General features: G+C 68.5%; 11 protein-coding genes. 4 read left to right on the forward strand and 7 right to left on the reverse strand.

Annotation, left to right across the window (positions count from 1 at the left end; genetic code table 11):
• Nucleotides 1–12: 12 nt before the first annotated feature.
• The 3 genes from LMA02_RS26840 to LMA02_RS26850 all read right to left on the reverse strand — a co-directional run bounded on the left by LMA02_RS26840 (nt 13) and on the right by LMA02_RS26850 (nt 9,752).
• Nucleotides 13–7,113 (reverse strand): autotransporter-associated beta strand repeat-containing protein, encoded by a 7,101-nt coding sequence (locus tag LMA02_RS26840; RefSeq protein ID WP_228908204.1) that lies wholly within the window; start codon nt 7,111–7,113, stop codon nt 13–15.
• A 738-nt stretch (nt 7,114–7,851) separates the two neighbouring features.
• Nucleotides 7,852–8,511: a YdcF family protein gene (locus tag LMA02_RS26845; RefSeq protein WP_228908205.1), complete on the reverse strand. Its 660-nt coding sequence runs from the start codon at nt 8,509–8,511 to the stop codon at nt 7,852–7,854.
• A gap of 206 nt (nt 8,512–8,717) precedes the next feature.
• The gene (locus tag LMA02_RS26850) at nt 8,718–9,752 is read right to left on the reverse strand and encodes a rod shape-determining protein (protein WP_228908206.1); all 1,035 of its coding nucleotides are present in this window, start codon (nt 9,750–9,752) and stop codon (nt 8,718–8,720) included.
• Nucleotides 9,753–10,008: 256 nt separating this feature from the next.
• On the opposite strand from LMA02_RS26850, the gene LMA02_RS26855 reads away from it, so the two are divergent.
• Nucleotides 10,009–12,399, forward strand: a complete 2,391-nt coding sequence (locus LMA02_RS26855) for a patatin-like phospholipase family protein (protein ID WP_228908207.1) — start codon at nt 10,009–10,011, stop codon at nt 12,397–12,399.
• A 75-nt stretch (nt 12,400–12,474) separates the two neighbouring features.
• On the opposite strand, the gene LMA02_RS26860 is transcribed toward LMA02_RS26855, so the two are convergent.
• Nucleotides 12,475–13,605 (reverse strand): ATP-binding protein, encoded by a 1,131-nt coding sequence (locus LMA02_RS26860; RefSeq protein WP_228908208.1) that lies wholly within the window; start codon nt 13,603–13,605, stop codon nt 12,475–12,477.
• Nucleotides 13,606–13,669: 64 nt separating this feature from the next.
• Nucleotides 13,670–14,380, reverse strand: a complete 711-nt coding sequence (locus tag LMA02_RS26865; protein ID WP_166725939.1) for a response regulator — start codon at nt 14,378–14,380, stop codon at nt 13,670–13,672.
• 222 nt (nt 14,381–14,602) lie between these two features.
• Here LMA02_RS26865 and LMA02_RS26870 point away from each other — a divergent pair, with 222 nt between their 5' ends.
• From LMA02_RS26870 to LMA02_RS26880, 3 genes are all read left to right on the forward strand, one after another.
• A complete protein-coding gene (locus LMA02_RS26870; RefSeq protein ID WP_166725940.1) occupies nt 14,603–15,517 on the forward strand; it encodes a glutaminase in 915 nt (304 codons plus the stop codon).
• A 176-nt stretch (nt 15,518–15,693) separates the two neighbouring features.
• Nucleotides 15,694–16,614 (forward strand): LysR family transcriptional regulator, encoded by a 921-nt coding sequence (locus tag LMA02_RS26875; RefSeq protein WP_228908209.1) that lies wholly within the window; start codon nt 15,694–15,696, stop codon nt 16,612–16,614.
• 127 nt (nt 16,615–16,741) lie between these two features.
• Nucleotides 16,742–17,377, forward strand: a complete 636-nt coding sequence (locus LMA02_RS26880) for an isochorismatase family cysteine hydrolase (protein ID WP_228908210.1) — start codon at nt 16,742–16,744, stop codon at nt 17,375–17,377.
• A gap of 79 nt (nt 17,378–17,456) precedes the next feature.
• On the opposite strand, the gene LMA02_RS26885 is transcribed toward LMA02_RS26880, so the two are convergent.
• Nucleotides 17,457–18,188: a ribonuclease T2 gene (locus tag LMA02_RS26885; RefSeq protein ID WP_228908211.1), complete on the reverse strand. Its 732-nt coding sequence runs from the start codon at nt 18,186–18,188 to the stop codon at nt 17,457–17,459.
• Nucleotides 18,189–18,369: 181 nt separating this feature from the next.
• Nucleotides 18,370–19,773, reverse strand: coding sequence for an HdeD family acid-resistance protein (locus LMA02_RS26890; protein ID WP_228908212.1), 1,404 nt, complete (start codon nt 19,771–19,773; stop codon nt 18,370–18,372).
• Nucleotide 19,774 lies beyond the last annotated feature (1 nt).

Genomic DNA, 19,774 nt, shown 5'->3' on the forward strand with positions numbered 1-19,774 from the left:
GTCAGGCGCCGGTCAGAACTTCCACAGGATGTTGCCGAGCACCGCGTTGTCGCGCACGCCGCTGCCGTACTGGCCGCTGAACGTGAGGCCGAGCGTCAGGCGCTTCGTGATGTTCGCGTCGATGCCGGCCTCGAGTACCGCGCTGTCGCGCGCAATCGGCACGCCCGACACCTGGAACGACGTGCCGCCGTTCGCGAACGTGAACGCCGACGACGGCCGCACGTTGCCGAACGCATGCCGCCAGCCGACCATTCCGCGCGCGGTGAACGTGCCGCTCGCGATCGAGCCGAGCTGCGACGCGGCGCGCAGGCCGAGCGTCGAGAACCCGATGTGGGTCGTCTGGCCGCCCGCCTGCAGCGCGGCTGCACCGCCGCTTTCGGTGTAGCCGTCGGTATGCAGGTTCACGTAGGCCAGACCCGCGAACGGTTCGAGCGCGATCGGCCCGAGCGGCAGTGCGTAGCCGACTTCGCCGAACACCTGCGCCGAATGCGCGTTGTAGCCGGCCGAATCGTGATCGGAGAAGCCGGCGAAGCCCGGATAGCGGTCGGTGTTGATCCGGTACCACGTGTACGACGCGCCGCCGCGCACGCCGAGCGCGCCGTACTGCGCACCGCCGTACAGCGACAGGTAGTAGCTGTTGACCGACGCCGACGAACTGCGGTCGTTGTCGAGCGAGCTGTGCGTGACGCCCGCGGCCAGACCGGCACGCCACTTGTCGTTGAGCGCCATGTCGGCACCGGCGATGAAGCCGGTCATGCTGCGGTTGATCGGCGACGCGTTGCCGTCGCCCGCGAGCCGGCTGCGGCCGCCGAACGCCTGCCCCCAGACCACCGGCTGGTAAGGCGTGCCGCCGTAGCAGCCCTCGCGCGAGCCGATCCGGCGCTCCGGCGGCAGCGTCGGGTCGGTCACGCCGGCCGTGTTGTCGCCGCACAGCGCGGCCCCGCCCGACGACAGCGCCGCGAGCGGCCCCGATCCGGGCGCGAGACCCTGGCGCACGCGATCGGTCACGGCATCGCGCACATAACGGCTGTCGAGCAGCAACATGCTCTTCATGCTCGCCTGCAGTTCGCCGTCGAGCATCCCGTAGGCCTGGCGCGCGGTGGCCGCATCGGTCGTCAGCACCTTGTCGTACAGCGGGTTGCCCGCGCCGAGCGCACCGATCGCAGTCGCGACCGCGCGCTGGTTCGGCGTCGTCGCGACGTCGGGCAGCGCCGTGCCATTCGTGACGAGCTTCAGGTACACGTGGTTCGGATCGTAGCTGAGCGTCGGCATCAGGAACGCGTAGTTCGAATTCACCTGGCTGAACGCGCCCTGCACGCCCGACGATGCGCTGAGGATCGTGTACGTCGTGCTCGGCTGGTAGCTGGCCTGGTTCGCGAGCACCTGCACGGTGCCGCCGTTCAGCGTCGCCGTGCCACCCGCGGCAATGCTGCCGCTTTGCTGCGGCGTGACCGCGACCTGCAGCGTCGAGCCCGGCTGGAACGTGACGTTGCCGGCGACGTTCAGCGCCGCGCCCGGTTGCGACGCGGCCGCGACGCCGCCGCCCTGGACCACGACGCCGCCGACCGTGCCGGTGCCCGTCAGCGTCGCGCCGTTCTGCACGGTCACGGCCGACTGGCCGAGCGAACCGGCGACGGCGAGCGTGCCCGCGGCGACGGTCGTCGGGCCGCTCAGCGTATTGGTGCCCGTCAGCGTCAGTGCTCCGCTGCCGGCCTGGGTCAGCGAACCGGTGCCGGACAGTACGTTCGCGAGCGTCACGCCGCCGGACTGGTTGACGATCAGTGCGCCGTTGTCGACGACATTGCCGACCACGCTGCCCGACGTGCCGCCGTTGCCGAGCTGCAGCGTGCCGCCCGACGCGATCGTCGTGCCGCCCGTGTACGTGTTGCTGCCGGTCAGCGTCTGAACGCCGGTGCCTGCGACCGTCACGCCGCCGGTGCCGCCGATGACCCCGCCGAACGTGCCGTTGCCGCTGCCGTTCAGCGCCAGCGCGTTCGCGCCGAGGTTCACGGCGCTGCCGGCCGCCCCCGACAGCGTGCCGATCGTCTGCGTGCCCGCTGCGCCGCTCACGTCGAACGTCGCGCCGGTGCCGGCGAGATTCACCGCGCCCGTCGACGCGAGGCTGCCGCCCGAACCGAGCGCGAGCGTGCTGCCGCCGTTGATCGTCGTGCCGCCGGTGTACGTGTTCGCGCCCGTCAGCGTTTGCGTACCGGTGCCCGCGACCGTCACGGCGCCGGTGCCGCCGATAACCCCGCCGAACGTGCTGGCGCCACTGCCGTTCAGCGTCAGCGCATTCGCGCCGAGGTTCACGGTGCTGCCAGCGGCCCCCGACAGCGCGCCGATCGTCTCGGCGCCCGCTGCACCGCTCACGTCGAACGTCGCGCCCGACCCGGCCAGGTTCACCGAGCCGGTCGACGCGAGGCTGCCGCCCGAACCGAGCGCAAGCGTGCTGCCGCCATTGATCGTCGTGCCGCCGGTGTACGTGTTCGCGCCCGTCAGCGTCTGCGTGCCGGTGCCGGCCAGCGTCAGGCCGCCGGTGCCGCCGATCGCGCCGCCGAACGAGCCGTTGCCGCTGCCGTTCAGCGTCAGCGCGTTCGCACCGAGGTTCACGTTCGTGCCGGCCGTGCCGGTCAGCGTGCCGAGCGTCTGCGCGCCCGACGCGCCGCTCAGGTCGAACATCGCGCCCGTGCCCGCGAGGTTCACCGTGCTGCCCAATGCGAGGCTGCCGCCCGAGCCGAGCGCGAGCGTGCTGCCGCCGTTGATCGTCGTGCCGCCGGTGTACGTGTTCGCGCCAGTGAGCGTCTGCGTGCCGGTGCCCGCGACCGTCACGGCGCCGGTGCCGCCGATCGTCCCGCCGAACGTACTGGCGCCGCTGCCGTTCAGCGTCAGCGCATTCGCGCCGAGGTTCACGGTCGTGCCGGCCGCGCCCGACAGTGCACCGATCGTCTCGGCGCCCGCTGCGCCGCTCACGTCGAATGTCGCGCCCGTGCCGGCCAGGCTCACCGTGCCGGTCGATGCGAGGCTGCCGCCCGAAACGAGCGCAAGCGTGCTGCCGCCATCGATCGTCGTGCCGCCGGTGTACGTGTTCGCGCCTGTGAGCGTCTGCGTGCCGGCGCCGGCCAGCGTCAGGCTGCCCGTGCCGCCGATCGCGCCGCCGAACGTGTTGTTGCCGCTGCCGCTCAGCGTCAGCGCATTCGCGCCGAGGTTCACGTTCGAGCCGCCCGCGCCGGTCAGCGCGCCGATCGTCTGCGCGCCCGACGCACCGCCCAGGTCGAACGTCGCGCCCGCGCCCGCGAGATTCACCGCGCCGCTCGCCGCGAGACTGCCGCCCGCGCCGAGCGCGAGCGTGCTGCCGCCGTTGATCGTCGTGCCGCCCGTGTACGTGTTCGCGCCGGACAGCGTTTGCGTGCCGGTGCCCGCGAGCGTCAGGCTGCCGGTGCCGCCGATGACGCCGCCGAAGGTGCCGCTCGCGGTCCCGCCCAGCGTCAGCGCATTCGCGCCCAAGCTCACATTGGTGCCGGCCACGCCCGACAGCGCACCGAGCGTCTGCCCGCCCGACGCGCCGCTCAGGTCGAGCGTCGCGCCTGCACCCGCGAGATTCATCGCGCCGGTCGATGCCAGGCTGCCGCCCGCGCCGATCGCCAGCGTGCCGGCGTTGATCGTGGTGCCGCCGGTATAGGTATTCGTCCCCGTCAGCGTGGTCGTCGCCGCGCCGTCCTTCACGAGCGCGCCGGACCCGGAGATCACACCGCTCAGCCCGAGTGCGTTGGTGCCGCCGAGCGTCAGCGTCGCGCCCGTGCCGAGATCGATCGCATTGGCGACCGACAGGTTCGCGTTCGTATCGAGCGTCGCCGCGCCGCCGACATTCAATGCGCCGGTGCCGAGCGCCACGTTGTTGCCGAGCACGAGGCCGCCGCTGTTCAGGTTCGTGCCGCCCGAATAGGTGCTCGCGCCGTTCAGCGTCTGCGTGCCGGTGCCGGCCAGCGTCAGGCTGCCGGTGCCGCCGATCGCGCCGCCGAAGGTGCCGCTTGCCGTCCCGCCCAGCGTCAGCGCGTTGCCGCCCAGATCGATGCTCGTCCCCGCGACGCCGGACAGCGCGCCGAGCGACTGACCGCCCGACGCGGCGCTCAGGTCGAGCGTCGCGCCCGCGCCCGCGAGATTCATCGCGCCGGTCGATGCGAGGCTGCCGCCCGCGCCGATCGCCAGCGTGCCGGCGTTGATCGTCGTGCCGCCGGTGTAGGTATTCGTCCCCGTCAGCGTGGTCGTCGCCGCGCCGTCCTTCACGAGCGCGCCTGCTCCTGTGATCGCGCCGCCCAGCCCGAGCGCGTTGCTGCCGCCGAGCGTCAGCGTCGCACCCGTGCCGAGATCGATCGCGTTGGCGACCGACAGGCTCGCATTCGTATCGAGCGTCGCCGCGCCGCCGACGCTGAGCGCTCCGGTGCCCAGCGCCGCGTTGTTGCCGAGCACGAGGCTGCCGCTGTTCAGGTTCGTGCCGCCCGTATAGGTATTCGCGCCGTTCAGCGTCTGCGTGCCGGTGCCCTCGAGCGTCAGGCTGCCGGTGCCGCCGATCGTGCCGCCGAACGTGCCGCTTGCGGTCCCGCCCAGCGTCAGCGCGTTTGCACCCAGGTTCACGCTCGTGCCGGCCGCGCCCGACAGCGCGCCGATCGACTGTGCGCCGCCCGCGGCGATGTCGAACGCAGCGCCCGCATTGGCCAGGTTCACCGTACCCGTGGACGACAGGCTGCCGCCCGCGCCGATCGCCAGTGTGCCGGCGTTGATCGTCGTGCCGCCGGTATAGGTGTTCGTGCCCGTCAGCGTCGTGGTCGCCGCGCCGTCCTTCACGAGCGCGCCGGTGCCGCTGATCGTGCCGGCCAGGCCGAGTGCGTTGCTGCCGCCGAGCGTCAGTGTCGCGCTCGTGCCGATATCGATCGCGTTGGCGACCGACAGGCTCGTGGTCGTATCGAGTGTCGCCGCGCCACCGACGCTGAGCGCCCCCGTGCCGAGCGCCGCGTTGTTGCCGAGCACGAGGCTGCCGGCGTTCAGCGTCGTGCCGCCCGTGTAACTGTTCGCGCCCGTCAGCGTCAGCGCCGCCGCACCGTTCTTCACGAGCCCGCCCGCGCCGGCGATCGTGCCGCTCAGCCCGAGATCGGTGCTGCCGCCGAGCGTGAGCGTCGTGCCGGTGGCGAGGTTGACGCCGTTCGCCAGCGACACGTTGGCGGTCGCATCGAGCGTCGACGAGCCGTTGACGTTGACCGCGCCGAATCCCAGTGCCGTGTTGCTGCCGACGACGACGTTGCCGCCGTTCAGGTTCGTGTCGCCCGTGTAGACGTTCGCGCCGGTCAGCGCCTGCGTGCCGGAGCCCGACAGCGTCACGCCGCCCGTGCCGGCGATCGTGCCCGCGTAGGTCGTATTCGCGCTGCCGTCGAGCGTCAGCGAATTGCCGCCGAGGTTCACGTTCGTGCCGGCCGCGCCGGCGAGCGAACCGATCGTCTGCGCGCCCGTCGCGCCGGCCAGGTCGAACGTCGCACCCGCGCCGGCGAGGTTGACCGTGCCCGTGGACGCGAGGCTGCCGCCCGCGCCGAGCGCCAGCGTGCCGCTGTTGATCGTCGTGTCGCCGGTGTACGTGTTCGCACCGGTCAGCGTCGTCGTCGCCGCGCCGTTCTTCACGAGCCCGCCGGTGCCGCTGATCGTGCCGGCCAGGCCGAGCGCGTTGCTGCCGCCCAGCGTCAGCGTCGCGCCCGTCGCGAGATTGACCGCGTTGCCGAGGGTCACGTTCGTGCTCGTGTCGAGTGACGCCGACGCGTTGACGTTCAGCGCACCGGTGCCGAGCGCGCCGTTGTTGCCGACCACGAGGCCGCCGGCGTTCAGGTTCGTGCCGCCCGTGTAGCTGTTCGCGCCCGACAGCGTCAGCGTGCCGCCGTCGTTCTTCGTCAGCGCGCCGGCGCCCGTCACCGCGCCCGACAGCGAGAGCCCCGTCGCGCCCTGCACCGTCAACCCGCCCGCGCCGAGATCCACGTTGTTGCTGACGTTAAGCCCGACGGCGCCTGCCTGCAGCGCACCGCCGGTGGCCGTGATGGTGCCCGTGCCGAGCGACGCGTTGTTGCCGATGATCGCGACGCCGCCCGCCAGCGTCGCGTCCTGCGCGGTCGACGCGCCGTTGATCGTCCAGTTGCCGCTCGTGACGTCGAGATGATTGAAGTTGATGTAGTTGTTGGCCGCAATGGTGCCGTTTGCCGACGCGCCTTGCTGCAGCACCAGCGTGTTGTTGCCGCCGGCGCCGCCGTCGACGGTGCCGGTCGCCGCGACGCCGAGCGTGACCGGACCGACCGTGATGTTGAACGCGCCGCCCGTGCCGCCCGCCGTGTTGACCGACGAGCCCGTCACGGCATTGAACGTGTTGGTGCTGTTCGCGCCCATCGACACGCCGCCGTTGATCGTGCCCGAATTGGTAAAGGTATTGCCCTGCCCAGGCGTGCCGTTCGATCCGAGCGACACGCGGCCGGTGATCGTCCCGCTGTTCGTCATGTTGACCGTGCCACCGCCGTACGCGGCGACCACGGGCGCATCCGCGCCGACAAGCGTCGCGCCGACCAGCGGGGTCGAGCCCATCGTGCCGGTGTTGGTGATCGTCGACGTGCCGCCCGTGCCGTTCTGCACCGACAGCGCCATGCCCGTCACGCCGCTGATCGCGACACCGGTCGAGCCGTTCATCGTGCCGTTGTTGGTCACGGTCGTGGTGCTCGCCGCCGCATTGCCGACCACCGCGCCGCTCGACAGCACGCCCAGGCCCGTGCCGAGCACGGTCGGATCGATCGTGCCGTTGTTGGTCAGCGTGTTGTTGCTGCCGGTCAGCGACATCGCGGTGCCGCCCACGCCGAGCAGCACGCCGACGCTCGCGCCGGGGTTCACCGTGACGTTCAGGTTGTTCGCGCTGTTCGAATAGCTTGGCGCCAGCGGATTCGCGACGCCCGAACAGGTCACCGTCGTGCCCGCCGTCGAGCAGGTCGCATAGGCGGAAACGATGCCCGCACCCGACAAGGCCAGGAAAACGCCGGTCGGTAACAGGAACCTCGGAAACGACTCGCCGCTCTTCTTCGAATGCGCAATGTTCATGCTTCCCCTCGGCATCGGCTTGACCGCTGAATCGGATCGGCGACGGCGGAATATTCGGGACGAAAGCGTCCCTTCCGGCGGTCGCGGAACGACGTCGGTTTATTCGTGGATGAACTGCTGGTTAATCGATTCTCGTTTGCGAACGCAAAACTAGCCGAATGACATGCCCTGGCCCCTTGTTTTTTATGCAGCGATTTTCTGGTTGATTAATTACCGCCCTTCTTTTGTCAGACAAGGCTATATCAAAAAAACAAGGTTTTCCAGTCGATGTTTTACTATCTGAACCAGATCAACGAAATATGTACTTTTTACTGGCGCTGACGTGCCGCCAGTAGAACCACTGAAGCATTCCGGTAATTCCGCGCGAGGCGTGGGAAGGCTTTCCGGGCGTTGCAGTCAGTGGAAACACCAATACTCCCTATCCTGAATTTGGAACGGAATTTGCGCGAGGGGATATATCCGCGCTCACGCCGATAGGCCGAAAAAATCGCCGAGCGCCTTGATCCGCCGAACCAAAAGCGAATTTTCAACATCCTGCAAATCACTTTCGAATCCGGCGTTGCTTGAAGTCTGCGATGCGGATCGTCGTTAATGATCCGGTGACGGCGGTACCGATCCATCAATGGGATAGCGCACCGGATTCGGCGTGATTCGGCGAGAAAATTGGAAACGGAAAAGGACCGCGGCGCGGAAAATCGAAACCCGGCACACGCGCGGCAGACATCGCGCCGCGTCGCGTTACGAAAACAGGCTCATCAGATAAAGCATCGGCCGGAACGACACAGGCCGCGCATCCGGATTGAGCCACAGACGCAGCACATAGATCGCATACGCCGGCACTTCCCGCCAGCTCGAATAGATATCGCGCAACTGGAAGTGGTGCGGATACGCGGCGGAGATGTTCGCGCCGGCGATGCCGACCCGCTCGAACGCGAGGCGCACCCGCGCGAGGTGGTAATACTGACTGATGATCAGCACGCGCGACATCCGGTGCGCCTGCATGTACGCGCGGGTGTGCTGCGCGGTTGCGAGCGTGTTGTCGCCCTGATCGTCGACGGCGATCCGGTCGGCCGGCACGCCGTGCGCGACCAGATAGTCGCGCATCGCGGTCGCCTCGTTCAGCCCGGGGCCGTCGATCGCGCCGCTGACGAGGAACGCCGGGCACTGCCCTTCGCGATAGCAGCGCACGCCGACGTCGAGCCGCGCGGCAAGCACGGGTTTCGGCGCGCCGCGGTCATCCAGCGCATTGCCGAAGATCACCGCGACATCGGCCGGCTCGCTCGGCATCCGCATCCCCGCGCCGACGAGCACGACGGCCGCGACGATCCACAGGCACGCGAACGCTGCCAGCACACGGCCGATCCGGGCCACGCTACCCCGCTTGAAACGCTGCTTCAATGGTGTCGGACTCCTGGAGAAGTGTGCCGCCGGCTTGGGCGGCACGCGGCCCGGCATACTGCCACGCCGCGCTCGCGCATGTCCAGGTCTCGCGGCCGACATGACGCGTGAACGTATCCGGAGGAACTGGACGACGTTCCGGCATCCCGGAAGCTTCGGGGTTCAAAAGACTTTCAAGGAACGTCGACGAGCCTGCCCGGCCGGCGTCAATCCACCGGGCACATCGCAAGCCGTCCCATCGCCTCACCGGCGCCACGCACCGCGCAGGTGGCCGGGTCGTCGGCGATCCGTGCGATCAGGCCGGTCTCGTCGCGCAGCAGGCGCTCGAGATTCGCGAGCAGCGCGCCGCCGCCCGTCAGCACCACGCCGCGATGCGCGATGTCGGTCACGAGTTCGGCCGGCGCGTTTTCCAGCACCGACTTCACCGCGCCGATCACCTGCTTGAGCGGCGCGGCCAGCGCGTCCGCCACATCGTGGTTGGACAGCTCGATCGAGCGCGGCAGGCCGTCCTCGATGCCGCGCCCGATCGCGCGTGTCGACGTGCGCGGCACGGCACGGGTGGCCGAGCCGATCGTGTTCTTCACGCGCTCGGCCGTCTGCTCGCCGAGCAGCACGCCGTACAGGTTGCGCACGTAGTTGATGATCGCCGCGTCGAACTGGTTGCCGCCGACGCGGATCGACTCGCGGTAGACGATGCCGCCGAGCGCGATCACCGCGACTTCGGTCGTCCCGGCGCCGATGTCGACGACCATCGAGCCGACCGGCTCGGTCACCGGCAGCCCCGCGCCGAGCCCGGCCGCGAGCGCTTCCTCGATCAGTTCGACCTCCGACACACCGGCCGCGAACGCGGCCTCGCGGATCGCGCGGCGCTCGACCGCCGTCGCATCCGACGGCACGCACAGCGTGACCTCGACACGGCGGCTGAAGCGCGACCGCGTGCGCGACATGTCGATGAAGCGGCGGATCATCTGCACGGCGGCGTGCGCATCGGCGATCACGCCGTGCCGCATCGGCCGCACGGCCTCCAGGTGCCCTGGCTCGCGTCCGAGCAGCGCCTTCGCGAGCTCGCCGACCGCTTCGAGGGTCGGCCGCGCGTCGGACGCCCCGCCCTTGCGGAAGCAGACGACCGACGGCTGGTTCAGCACCACGCCGCGCTCATGCGTATAAATCCGCGTACTCGCCGTTCCAGGGTCGATCGCAACGGGTTGCGCAAACAACTTTCCGAACAGCGGTGTCGACATATCAAGCCTTTATTGAACAAACCAGCCGCATCCGCGCGGCGCGCCTTTACCGCCCCATCACGGACTTAGCGGCAAATCGTTCCGATACTTTAGACACTTCCGATGATTATTTCGCGACGAAATTGCCGAAAACGCGTTTCGGCAGGCCCGCGCCTACGCATCGGCGGCTCGCGTTGCACTTGTGAAACACGGTAATCTCTCGGTCTTGCCTGCTCCCCGCAGGCGTCTCACGCCCGATCACGCCAGGTATTCCACCATGACAGCGACCGCTACTCTCCGCTGGCTCGGGGTGCGCCAGATCGGCGCAACGCTCGTTGCGCTCTGGTGCAGCACCGTTGCCGCGCAGGCCTTGCCGGCCGCCGACACCGCCACCCGCGCCGCGCCGGTGGCCACTGCCGCCGCACCGGCCGCCCCCGCCGCGCCGACCTGCAACGCCGACGGCGGGCCGGCGGGCCGGCCGCCGGTCGGCCTCGTGCTGTCCGGCGGCGGCGCCCGCGGCTACGCGCACCTCGGCGTGCTGAAGGTGCTCGAGGAGAACCGCATCCCGATCGACTGCATCGCCGGCACCAGCATGGGCGCCGTGGTCGGCGGCCTGTATGCGAGCGGCATGGCCGCCGACGAGATGCAAAAGCGGCTGTCCGAGGTGAACCTGGCCGACATCGCATTCGACGTGACCGACCGCGCGGACCTGCCGCAAAGCAGCCGCGAGGACGAGCGCCTGTACATCAACAGCCTGACGCTCGGCTTCGGCAAGAAAGGCGTGAAGGCGCCGGTCGGCCTCGTCCAGGGCAACCGGCTGCAGGCGCTGCTCGCGAACTGGACAGCCGCCGTGCCGACCAACCAGCCGTTCGACCAGTTGCCGATCCCGTATCGCGCAGTCGCGACCGACCTGCAGACGGGCCAGATGGTGGTGCTGGACCACGGCTCGCTGCCGCTCGCGATCCGCGCGAGCATGGCGATGCCCGGCCTGTTCGCGCCGGCCGAGATCAACGGCCGCGCGCTCGTCGACGGCGGGCTCGTCAGCAACCTGCCGGTCGACACCGCGCGGCGCATGGGCGCGAAGGTCGTGATTGCCGTCGACATCGGCTCGCCGCTGCGTCCGCTCGACGCGCTCGCGTCGCCGGCCGACGTGATGCAGCAGATGGTCGGCATCCTGATTCGCCAGAACGTGACGTCGCAGCGCCAGCAGCTCGCCGCGCAGGACGTGCTGCTCACGCCCGACCTCGGCGCGCTCGCGTTCACCGATTTCCAGAACGCGAAGCAGGCGATCGCCGCCGGCGCGGCCGCCGCGACCGCGGCGCTGCCGCGGCTCAAGCGCTTCGCGCTCACGCCGGAACAGTACGCGGCCTACCGGTCCGCCCATGCGCAGCCGCTGCCGCCGCCGATCCGCATCACGCGCATCGAGATCAAGACGGCCGGCGGCATCCCCAAGCGTGTCGTCAGCGACGCGCTGCACGTGAAACCGGGCGACACCTACGATCCGGCGACCGTCAGTCAGGACCTGCTCGGGCTGACGACCGGCGGCAATTTCGAGAGCGTGACGCAGCAGATCGTGAGCCACGGCGACGAGAACGTGCTCGTGATCGATGCGCGCGAGAAATACTGGGGGCCGAATTTCCTGCTGTTCGGCGTCGGGATGTCGAGCAGTTCGACCGACGAAGGCGGCTTCCGCCTGCACGTCGGCTACCGGCGGCCGTGGCTCACCGAATCGGGGCTCGAGTTCCGCGCGGATACGACGATCGGCAGCGACCTGCTGTCGGCGCGCGTCGAATTGCGCCAGCCGTTGCCGGCCGCGTACGGCCTCTACATTTCGCCCTATGCGGAATATCAGCGTCGCTACGTGAACCTGTACGACGACAGCGGCGAGGTGAAACTGAACCAGTATTTGATGCAGACGGCACGCACCGGGATCGACTTCGGGCTGCCGATCGGCCGGCTCGGCGACTTCCGGATAGGCATCGGCTACGCGACCGGGCACGGTTCACCGAACTACAACCTGCCGTTCCCGACCGATGACGGCAGCTCGACGCTGATCTGGCCGAGCTTCACGTCGCAGGCGCTGACCGCGCGCGCGCGGCTCGTCATCGATCAGCTCGACGACCCGATGTTCCCGCGCAAGGGCTACTACAGCGAATTCCGTGTCGAACGCTCGCTGTGGTCGCACAACAGCCAGTCCGCGGCGAACCTCGCCGATACGTCGAACACGCCTTACACCGAGCTCTACGGCAAGGCGATGATCGCGCAGCAGTTCGGCCGGCACAGTGTCAGCGCGACGGTCGAGGGCGGCAAGAGCATCGGCGGGACCAACCTGATCAACGCGTTCAACTTCACGCTCGGCGGGTTCCAGCATCTAGCCGCGTATGCGGCCGACCAGTTGACCGGCAACGAACTCGCGTACGGGAACGTGACTTACATGAACCAGCTGGCGACGTTCAACGCGTCCCCGATCAAGGCGCTGTCGGTGGGCGCCAGCGCGGAAGTCGGCAACGTGTGGTCGAGCGGCGTGCAGGTGGGCGGTGGCGCGCTCAAGCAGAGCTATACGTTCTTCACGAGCCTGTCGACCGCGTTCGGTCCACTGTACATGGGCGTCGCGCTCGCGCCGGGCGGGCGGCGCAACATCTACCTGCAGCTCGGCCGCACGTATTGACCGTCACGTGCGGCGGTCGCCGCGGCGGCCTCCGCGGCGCGGCGACCCCGTTGCCCGACCGCGTCGGCCGGGCGGTCAGATCGGCCAGCTGATCTCGAAGCGCGCGCCGCCGAGTTCGACCGGGTCGACGACCGCGATCCGGCCATTGTGCGCATGGAGCACCTGTCGCGTGATCGCGAGGCCGAGCCCGTAGCCGCCGGTGCGGCGGTCGAGGCGCACGAACGCGTCGAAGATCCGCTCGCGTTCGTCTTCCGGCACGCCCGGGCCGTCGTCCTCGACGAAGATCGCGATGTTGCCGTGCTCGATCGAGATGCCGACCACGATCTGCGCTTTCGCATACTTGCTCGCATTGCGCAGCAGGTTGCGCATTGCATACGACATCAGCCGCCGGTCCATCTTCACGCGCAGGTCCGACGCGATCGCGATGCGCGACTCGATCGCGCGTTCCGGATACAGCAGCTGCGCATCGCTGACCTGGTGCTCGAACCACGCCACCGGCGCGGTCAGCTCGAGGTTCGACTGCAGCGAGCTGTATTCGAGCCGCGCATACGTGAGGCTCATGTCGATCAGTTCCTCGAGCTCGGTCACGTCCTGCGCGATGCTCTCCAGCGCCCCGTGATATTCGGCGGCGGAGCCCGGTTCGCGCAGCATCTCGAGCGCGAAGCGCACGCGCGCAAGCGGCGTGCGCAGCTCGTGCGAGATCCCGTTCGTCAGGTCGCGCTGCGCGGCGATCAGCCGTTCCATGCGCATCGCGAGCGCATTCAGCGTGCGCGCGAGCGGGCCGATGATCACGCTGTGCGATTCCCGCGCGCGCGTGTTGAAGCGCCCGCCGGTGAAGTCGATCGCACGCTCGCGCACCATCACCAGATCCGACCAGACCGGCCGCATCCACCGATACGCGGCGAGCGCGGGCGCGGCGAATATGAACGCGAGCACGATCCAGATGTCGCCCGGCAGCGCGTCGAACGCGTGCCACACGACTTCCGGCGACAACACGACGCACAGCGCGAGCGCCGGCACGAGCGCGGTCAGCAGCACGAGGCCGAGCAGATGCAGGTAGGTGCGCACGTACAGGCGCGACCAGCTCGGAATGCGGTCGGCGCGCATATCGGTCCACTCGCGACGGAAATGCAGCCAGCGCCATTTGACATAGCGCAGCGTCGAGAGCGGCGGTGCATCGGGGTGCGAAGGGGTGCGTCGGATCATCGCGGCTTCCGGCTATCGTGCGACGCGGGGTTGCGGCGGCCGGCGGCGTCGCGCCGGGGCGGCGTCATTCCCACGCATGCTTGCTGAACTGATAACCCTTGCTGCGGATCGTCTTGATCCGCTGCGGGTTGCCCGCATCGTCGTGCAGCTTGCGGCGCAGCTTCGAGATGCGCCCGTCGATCGTGCGGTCGAGGCCGTCGAACTCGACGCCGCGCAGCTGCAGCATCAGGTCGTCGCGGCTGACGACCTCTCCCGCATGGCACACCAGCACCCACAGCAGGTCGAACTCGGCCGATGTGAGGTCGGGCGAGCCACCGCCGGGCAGCACGACCGAGCGGTCGGTGCGGTCGATCGAGAACTGGCCGAACGTGTAGCGCTCCGGCTGCGCCGCGGGGCCCTCGGCCGCGCGCGCGGGGACGCGGCGCAGCTGCGCCTTGATCCGCGCGAGCAGGATGCGCGGCTCGACCGGCTTGTGCACGTAGTCGTCGGCGCCGAATTCGAGGCCGAGCAGTTCGTCGAACGGCTCGTCGCGCGCCGTCACCATGATGATCACGCCGTCGTACTGCTTGCGCGCTTCGCGGCAGATCTCGAAGCCGTCCTTGCCCGGCAGGTTCACGTCGAGAATGACGAGATCCGGGCGCATGGACAGGATCGCCGGCACGGCGGCGTCACCATGCAGCACAGTGTCGACTTCGTAGTCGTTCTTGCGCAGATAGCCGGCGATCAGCGTGGACAGGCGGGTGTCGTCTTCGACGAGCAGGATGCGAAAAGACATGGGCAACGGTCGGATCATACGGGGGGACCGCGGCGGCGACAGGCTTGCGCCCGCTGCCGGCCAGCGGCCGAAACGTACCGCATGATACTGCGCCCGCCGATTGCCCGTTTGGAGATCTGAAAAATAAGGGTGCGATGGCTGCCGTGCTTGACGAACCGGCGCCGAAACGGTTCCATACGGGCTCCCTGGAAACCGGGCCACGCGCCCGCCCTGCCTCACGTGATGAACTACCAGCCGATCCTCCAACGCATCCATACCGAACTCGCCCCCTGGATCGGGCAAGGGCGTGTCGCCGACTACATTCCCGAGCTCGCGAAGGTGCCGGCCGACAAGTTCGGGATGGCCGTCGTGACGCTCGACGGAAACGTTTACACGATCGGCGACGCGCACGAGCGCTTCTCGATCCAGAGCATCTCGAAGCTGTTCGCGTGCACGCTCGCGTTCCAGTTGCTGGGCGACGCGCTGTGGGAGCGGGTCGGCCGCGAGCCGTCCGGCACCGCGTTCAACTCGCTCGTCCAGCTCGAGAGCGAACGCGGCAAGCCGCGCAACCCGTTCATCAACGCCGGCGCGCTGGTCGTCACCGACGTGCTGTGCCGCCGCTTCGTCAAGGCCGAGACCGCGCTCGTCGAATTCGTGCGGCGGCTGATCGGCCCGACCGATCTCGACTACGATTCGCGCGTCGCGCTGTCGGAGTTCCAGCACGCGGAACGCAACCGCGCGATGGCGCATTTCATGGCGAGCTTCGGCAACATGCAGATGCCCCCCGACACGGTGGTTGACGCGTACTGCCGCCAGTGCGCGATCACGATGAACTGCGTCGAGCTCGCGCAAGCCGCGCTGTTTCTCGCGAACGGTGGCGTCGCGCCCGTCACCGGCGAGCGGATCGTCGATGCGAGTTCGGCGAAGCGGCTGTCGGCGCTGATGCTGACCTGCGGCACCTACGACGCGGCGGGCGACTTCGTCTATCGCGTGGGCCTGCCCGCGAAAAGCGGCGTCGGCGGCGGGATCGTCGCGGTGCTGCCGGGCGAAATGGCCGTGTGCGTGTGGGCGCCGGGGCTCGACGCGAACGGGAACTCGCTGGCGGGGACGCTGGCCCTCGAATGGTTGACGACGTATACGGGGCGGTCGATTTTTTGAGGCGGCGAAGTTAGGCGCAATTCGGAACAGCACCGTCGCGGCTGCCGAAATGGTGCCCCCCGCAGACCACTGATCCAAACTGCCCGGCGTGCCAAGCGGCCGCGATCCTGACCGCTTCCAATTTGCGCCCCGCCTCCTGCGTCGAAGATCAGCGGCCCATCTAAAAGGTAATCGTTTTGAAGTTGTCGTTTGAAGTTCTGGAGGCGCTCGATGCCATAGACCGTGCGGGCACGTTCGCGGAAGCAGCCGTGCTGATTCATCGCGTACCGTCTGCATTGACCTACCTGGTGCAAAAGGCCGAGAGCGATCTCGGCGTCACCCTGTTCGATCGCAGCGGGCGGCGTGCGCAGCTGACCGAGGCGGGACGACTGCTCGTCGAGGAGGGTCGTCGTCTGCTCCAGACGGGGCGGGAGCTGGAAAGCAAGGTTCGGGGTGTCCATGCGGGTTGGGAGGTCGAGCTCAGACTGTGCCTCGACGAGATTCTTCCGCTCCCGTCGTTGTGGCCGCACGTGCGTGCTTTCTATGACATGGAAATGACCACACGGCTGCGTTTATCGACCGAAGTGCTCGGCGGCGTATGGGACGCGCTCGTGACGGGGCGGGCGGATATCGCGATCGGTGCCGCGGGGGAGCCGCCACACGCGCCGAACGTCGCGGCAAGGCCGATCGGCCTGTTGCGCCATGTTTTCGTCGTGGCGCCGCATCACCCGCTCGCCGCCGTCGAACAACCGCTCGACAGCGGCACGATTTCCAGTCATCGCGGCGTCGTCATCAGCGACACGTCGCGCGCCCTCGAACCGAGATCGGTGGCGATTCATGACGGACAACCGGTCATCGTCGTGCCGACCCTGGCCGCCAAACTTGACCTCCTTTGCGAAGGCATGGCCGTCGGCATGCTGCCCGCGCCCGTCGTCGAGGAGCCGATCCGTCAGGGAAAGCTTGTCGAGCGGCGCGTAACAGGCGTGCGGGACCATACAACCTGCTACCTCGGCTGGCGTGAGGACAAGACAGGACGTGCCTTGAAATGGTGGATTAATCGACTGGATCAAATCGATCTGATCTCCACGCTGTTCAGTACGCACGGCATCGCGACTTGAGGCAAATGTCCGTACCGTGGACACCCGGCGACGAACCCGTTTCTTGCCAGCCCGTTTTCCAGCACGCAGGCACTAGAATGGTCGACGACATACACGCACCGAAGTGACTTTTGGGAGAGCATCAGTCATGCAACCGGAACACGCTTCAGATCGCGCAACGACTCGCCACGCAGGCACGGACACCCGCACGCACGCGCCGATTCCGCCGATCGTGCCGGCGCAAACCGCGCTGGTCGTCATGCACTACCAGACCGACATCCTCGGGCTCTTTCCGTCGGTCGCGCCCACCCTGCTCGCCAACACGCGCAAGCTGTGCGATGCGGCGCGGGCCGGCGGCGTCCATGTCTGTTTCGCCAATCTCCGTTTCAGCCCCGGCTATCCGGAAGTCAGTCCGCGCAACAAGAACGGCCAGGGGATCAAGCAGCTCGGCCTGTTCGTCGACGACGGCCCGTGCCCGGAGCTCGGCCGGCTGGACAGCGAGCCGCTGATCGCCGCGCATCGCGCAAGCGTGTTCTTCGGCACCGACCTGCAGGCGCGGCTCGTCGCGCAGGGTATCGATACGCTGATCCTGGTCGGGATTGCGTCGACCGGCGTCGTGCTGTCGTCGGTTGCGCACGCAAGCGATGCGGATTTCCGGCTGTATACGGTGAAGGACTGCTGCTACGACCCGGATCAGGTCGTGCACGAGCATCTGTTCGCGACGGCGTTCGAGACGCGCACGACGGTGCTGTCGCTCGACAATGCGTTGCACTTGCTCGCGTAGACGCGCAACGCCCACGCCGCGCCGGCCGGAACGCGCCCGGCCGGCGCATCCTGCGTGACTTCGCGCGTGACTTCGTGCGTTACTTCGCGATATACACGCCCGACGTCGGGCACGTCCCCTGCGTATTGCCGTCCGTCACGAGCGACACCGCACTCGGAAACTGCGAGGTCGCGGTCGTCTTCACCGCGATCCACGCTTCCGTGAAATAGCTGACGCCGTTGGTCTTCGTGCACTTCAGCGACACCGCGCTGCGCGTGTTGCTGCCGAATGCGCCCTCGAACGCGGACAGCAACTGGTTGCGCGTCACCGTCTTGCCCGCGTTCGCCTGCAGGAACGCGTTGAACGACGTGTTGCCGAGCCGGCTGATCATGCCGGCCGCCTGGTTCCAGTAGGCGTCCGGCGTGGCCGAATTCGAGCAGGTGCCGTGCTTGAACCATTCGTGCTTGTCGAGGCACGACGCCACGCCCGGCATGTAGGTCGACAGCGTGTTGCGGGTCGCGGTGCTGACCGGATACGCATCCATGCTGCACCACTGGTGCGCGTTGTCGAGATCGACGTCGCTCTGCGGCACGCCGCAGTAGAACGGCTGGTTGCCGTCATACCGGTTCGGCCACAGGCCATGCAGCGACAGGCTCGTCGCCGCATACGTGCCGGCGAGGTTCGTACACTCCGGCGTGTCGTGTGACGCGCAGAAGCCGGGCTCCCACGAAGCCGCGAGTAACAGGTAGTCGTAGCTGGTCTGCGCGGTGGCGTGCAGCGAGGCGGATGCGACGGCGAGTGCGGCCGCGGCGCGGGCGAGCGTCTTGAGCATGGCGTTTCCTCGGAAAAGGCTTGCGGTCGCGGGACGCGCCGCAAGATTGTCGAATGTCTGCCCGCGATTGTTGCCGACGCAACATGGCATCTCTATGAAGGTGGACGAAGGAATTCGTGAGGTGGCGCAACGCCGATGTGTGCCGACTCGCTGATCGAAGCCTCAGCGCGGCGCCACGCGGTTATTTCGCCGACGCGGCTTCCGATCCACCCGTCGACAGCGCCGCGCTGTCCTGCTCACGCCGCGCCCGGCGCGACGTGATGATCGCCGTCACGGCCGAGCGCGCGACCTTCCACCACGCGAACGGCCGCGGATCGGCGAGCATGCTGAGCGCCCGCGCATAGTCGAGCGTGAGCCCGGGCGTCCAGGCCATCGTCACCGCGCGCTTGCGGATCTGCGCGGCGACCCACAGTTCGGGCGTGAGCAACAGCCGGACGAACGCACCCCACCCTGCCCGCTCGCCCTTGAGCCGCCACACCGCGCCGTCGAGTGCCGCTTCGAGCGCGTTCGACACGGTGCTCGAGCAGTTGCGGTGCGTGAGGTTGTACGTCACGGTCTGCCGGTACGACGACCAGAAGGCGTCCAGCTTCGCCGGATCGTAGTTGCGGATCCGCACGCGCACGGTCGACGGACACCACGCCTTCGATTCCGTCGCATAGTCGGGCTGGAACAACCCGGGCACGTCGTTCTCGCGCGTCGCGCGCAGGAGCCGCGTGAATTCGTCCGGAGAACGATCGATCTCGACGGCCGGATACAGGCTGATGTAGATGCCCTCGGGCGACTCCAGCGCCGCATGGCCGGTCGAGATCACGCCGTTGACGTCCACCGCCGCGATGTAGCGGTCGATCACCGGATAGCGCTGCGCTTCGCCCTTCGACGTGCCGGTCGGCGTCCACACGTGCACGGTAAGCGCGCGCTCGTGATCGGCCGGCGGGCCGTCCCATTCGGATTGCGTGAAGCGCGGCACGTCGGGCGCCGCGTCGATGTCGGGCACGATCGCGGGCGCCGGCGACGTCACGAACGCGGGGTTGCGCGTGAGCCGCCGCACGCGCGCGGCGAGGCTCAGCATGTGCATCCCGCCGAACATCAGCAGCAGGCCGAGGCAGTACGGCACGGTGCCCGCATAGTGAGTCGGGTACGGCTGGTAGAAGAAGATCGCGAGCAGGATCTCGACGACGCCCCATGCGAACGCGACGTTCCAGCGCCGGTAACGCACCATCCATGCGGACGTGCACTGCAGCAGCCCGTCGACGAGGAACAGCGTGCCGAAGATCATCGACAGCAGGAAGTGGCCGTGATGATGGCCCGCGAACACGAGCCCGGCGGCCAATACGACCGCGATGCCCTTCACGTAGCGCAGGATGCGCTGCCCGCCGACGCCGCTGCCGGCTACCGCGAGCGTCGCGAGCCCCTCGATCAGGAACAGCCACGCGAACAGTTCGATCGGAAAATGCAGCGCGCCGTCGAGCGCGTCGATGAAGATGCCGACGCCCGCGACGACCCACAGCCACCCCAGCACGGTCAGCCCGCGCCAGCGCGTTCGCAGATATTCGATGCCCAGCAGCAGCAAGACCAGTCGTACCATT

It is taken from the genome of Burkholderia sp. B21-005 (assembly GCF_020843965.1).
GTDB classification, from domain to species: Bacteria; Pseudomonadota; Gammaproteobacteria; order Burkholderiales; family Burkholderiaceae; genus Burkholderia; species Burkholderia ambifaria.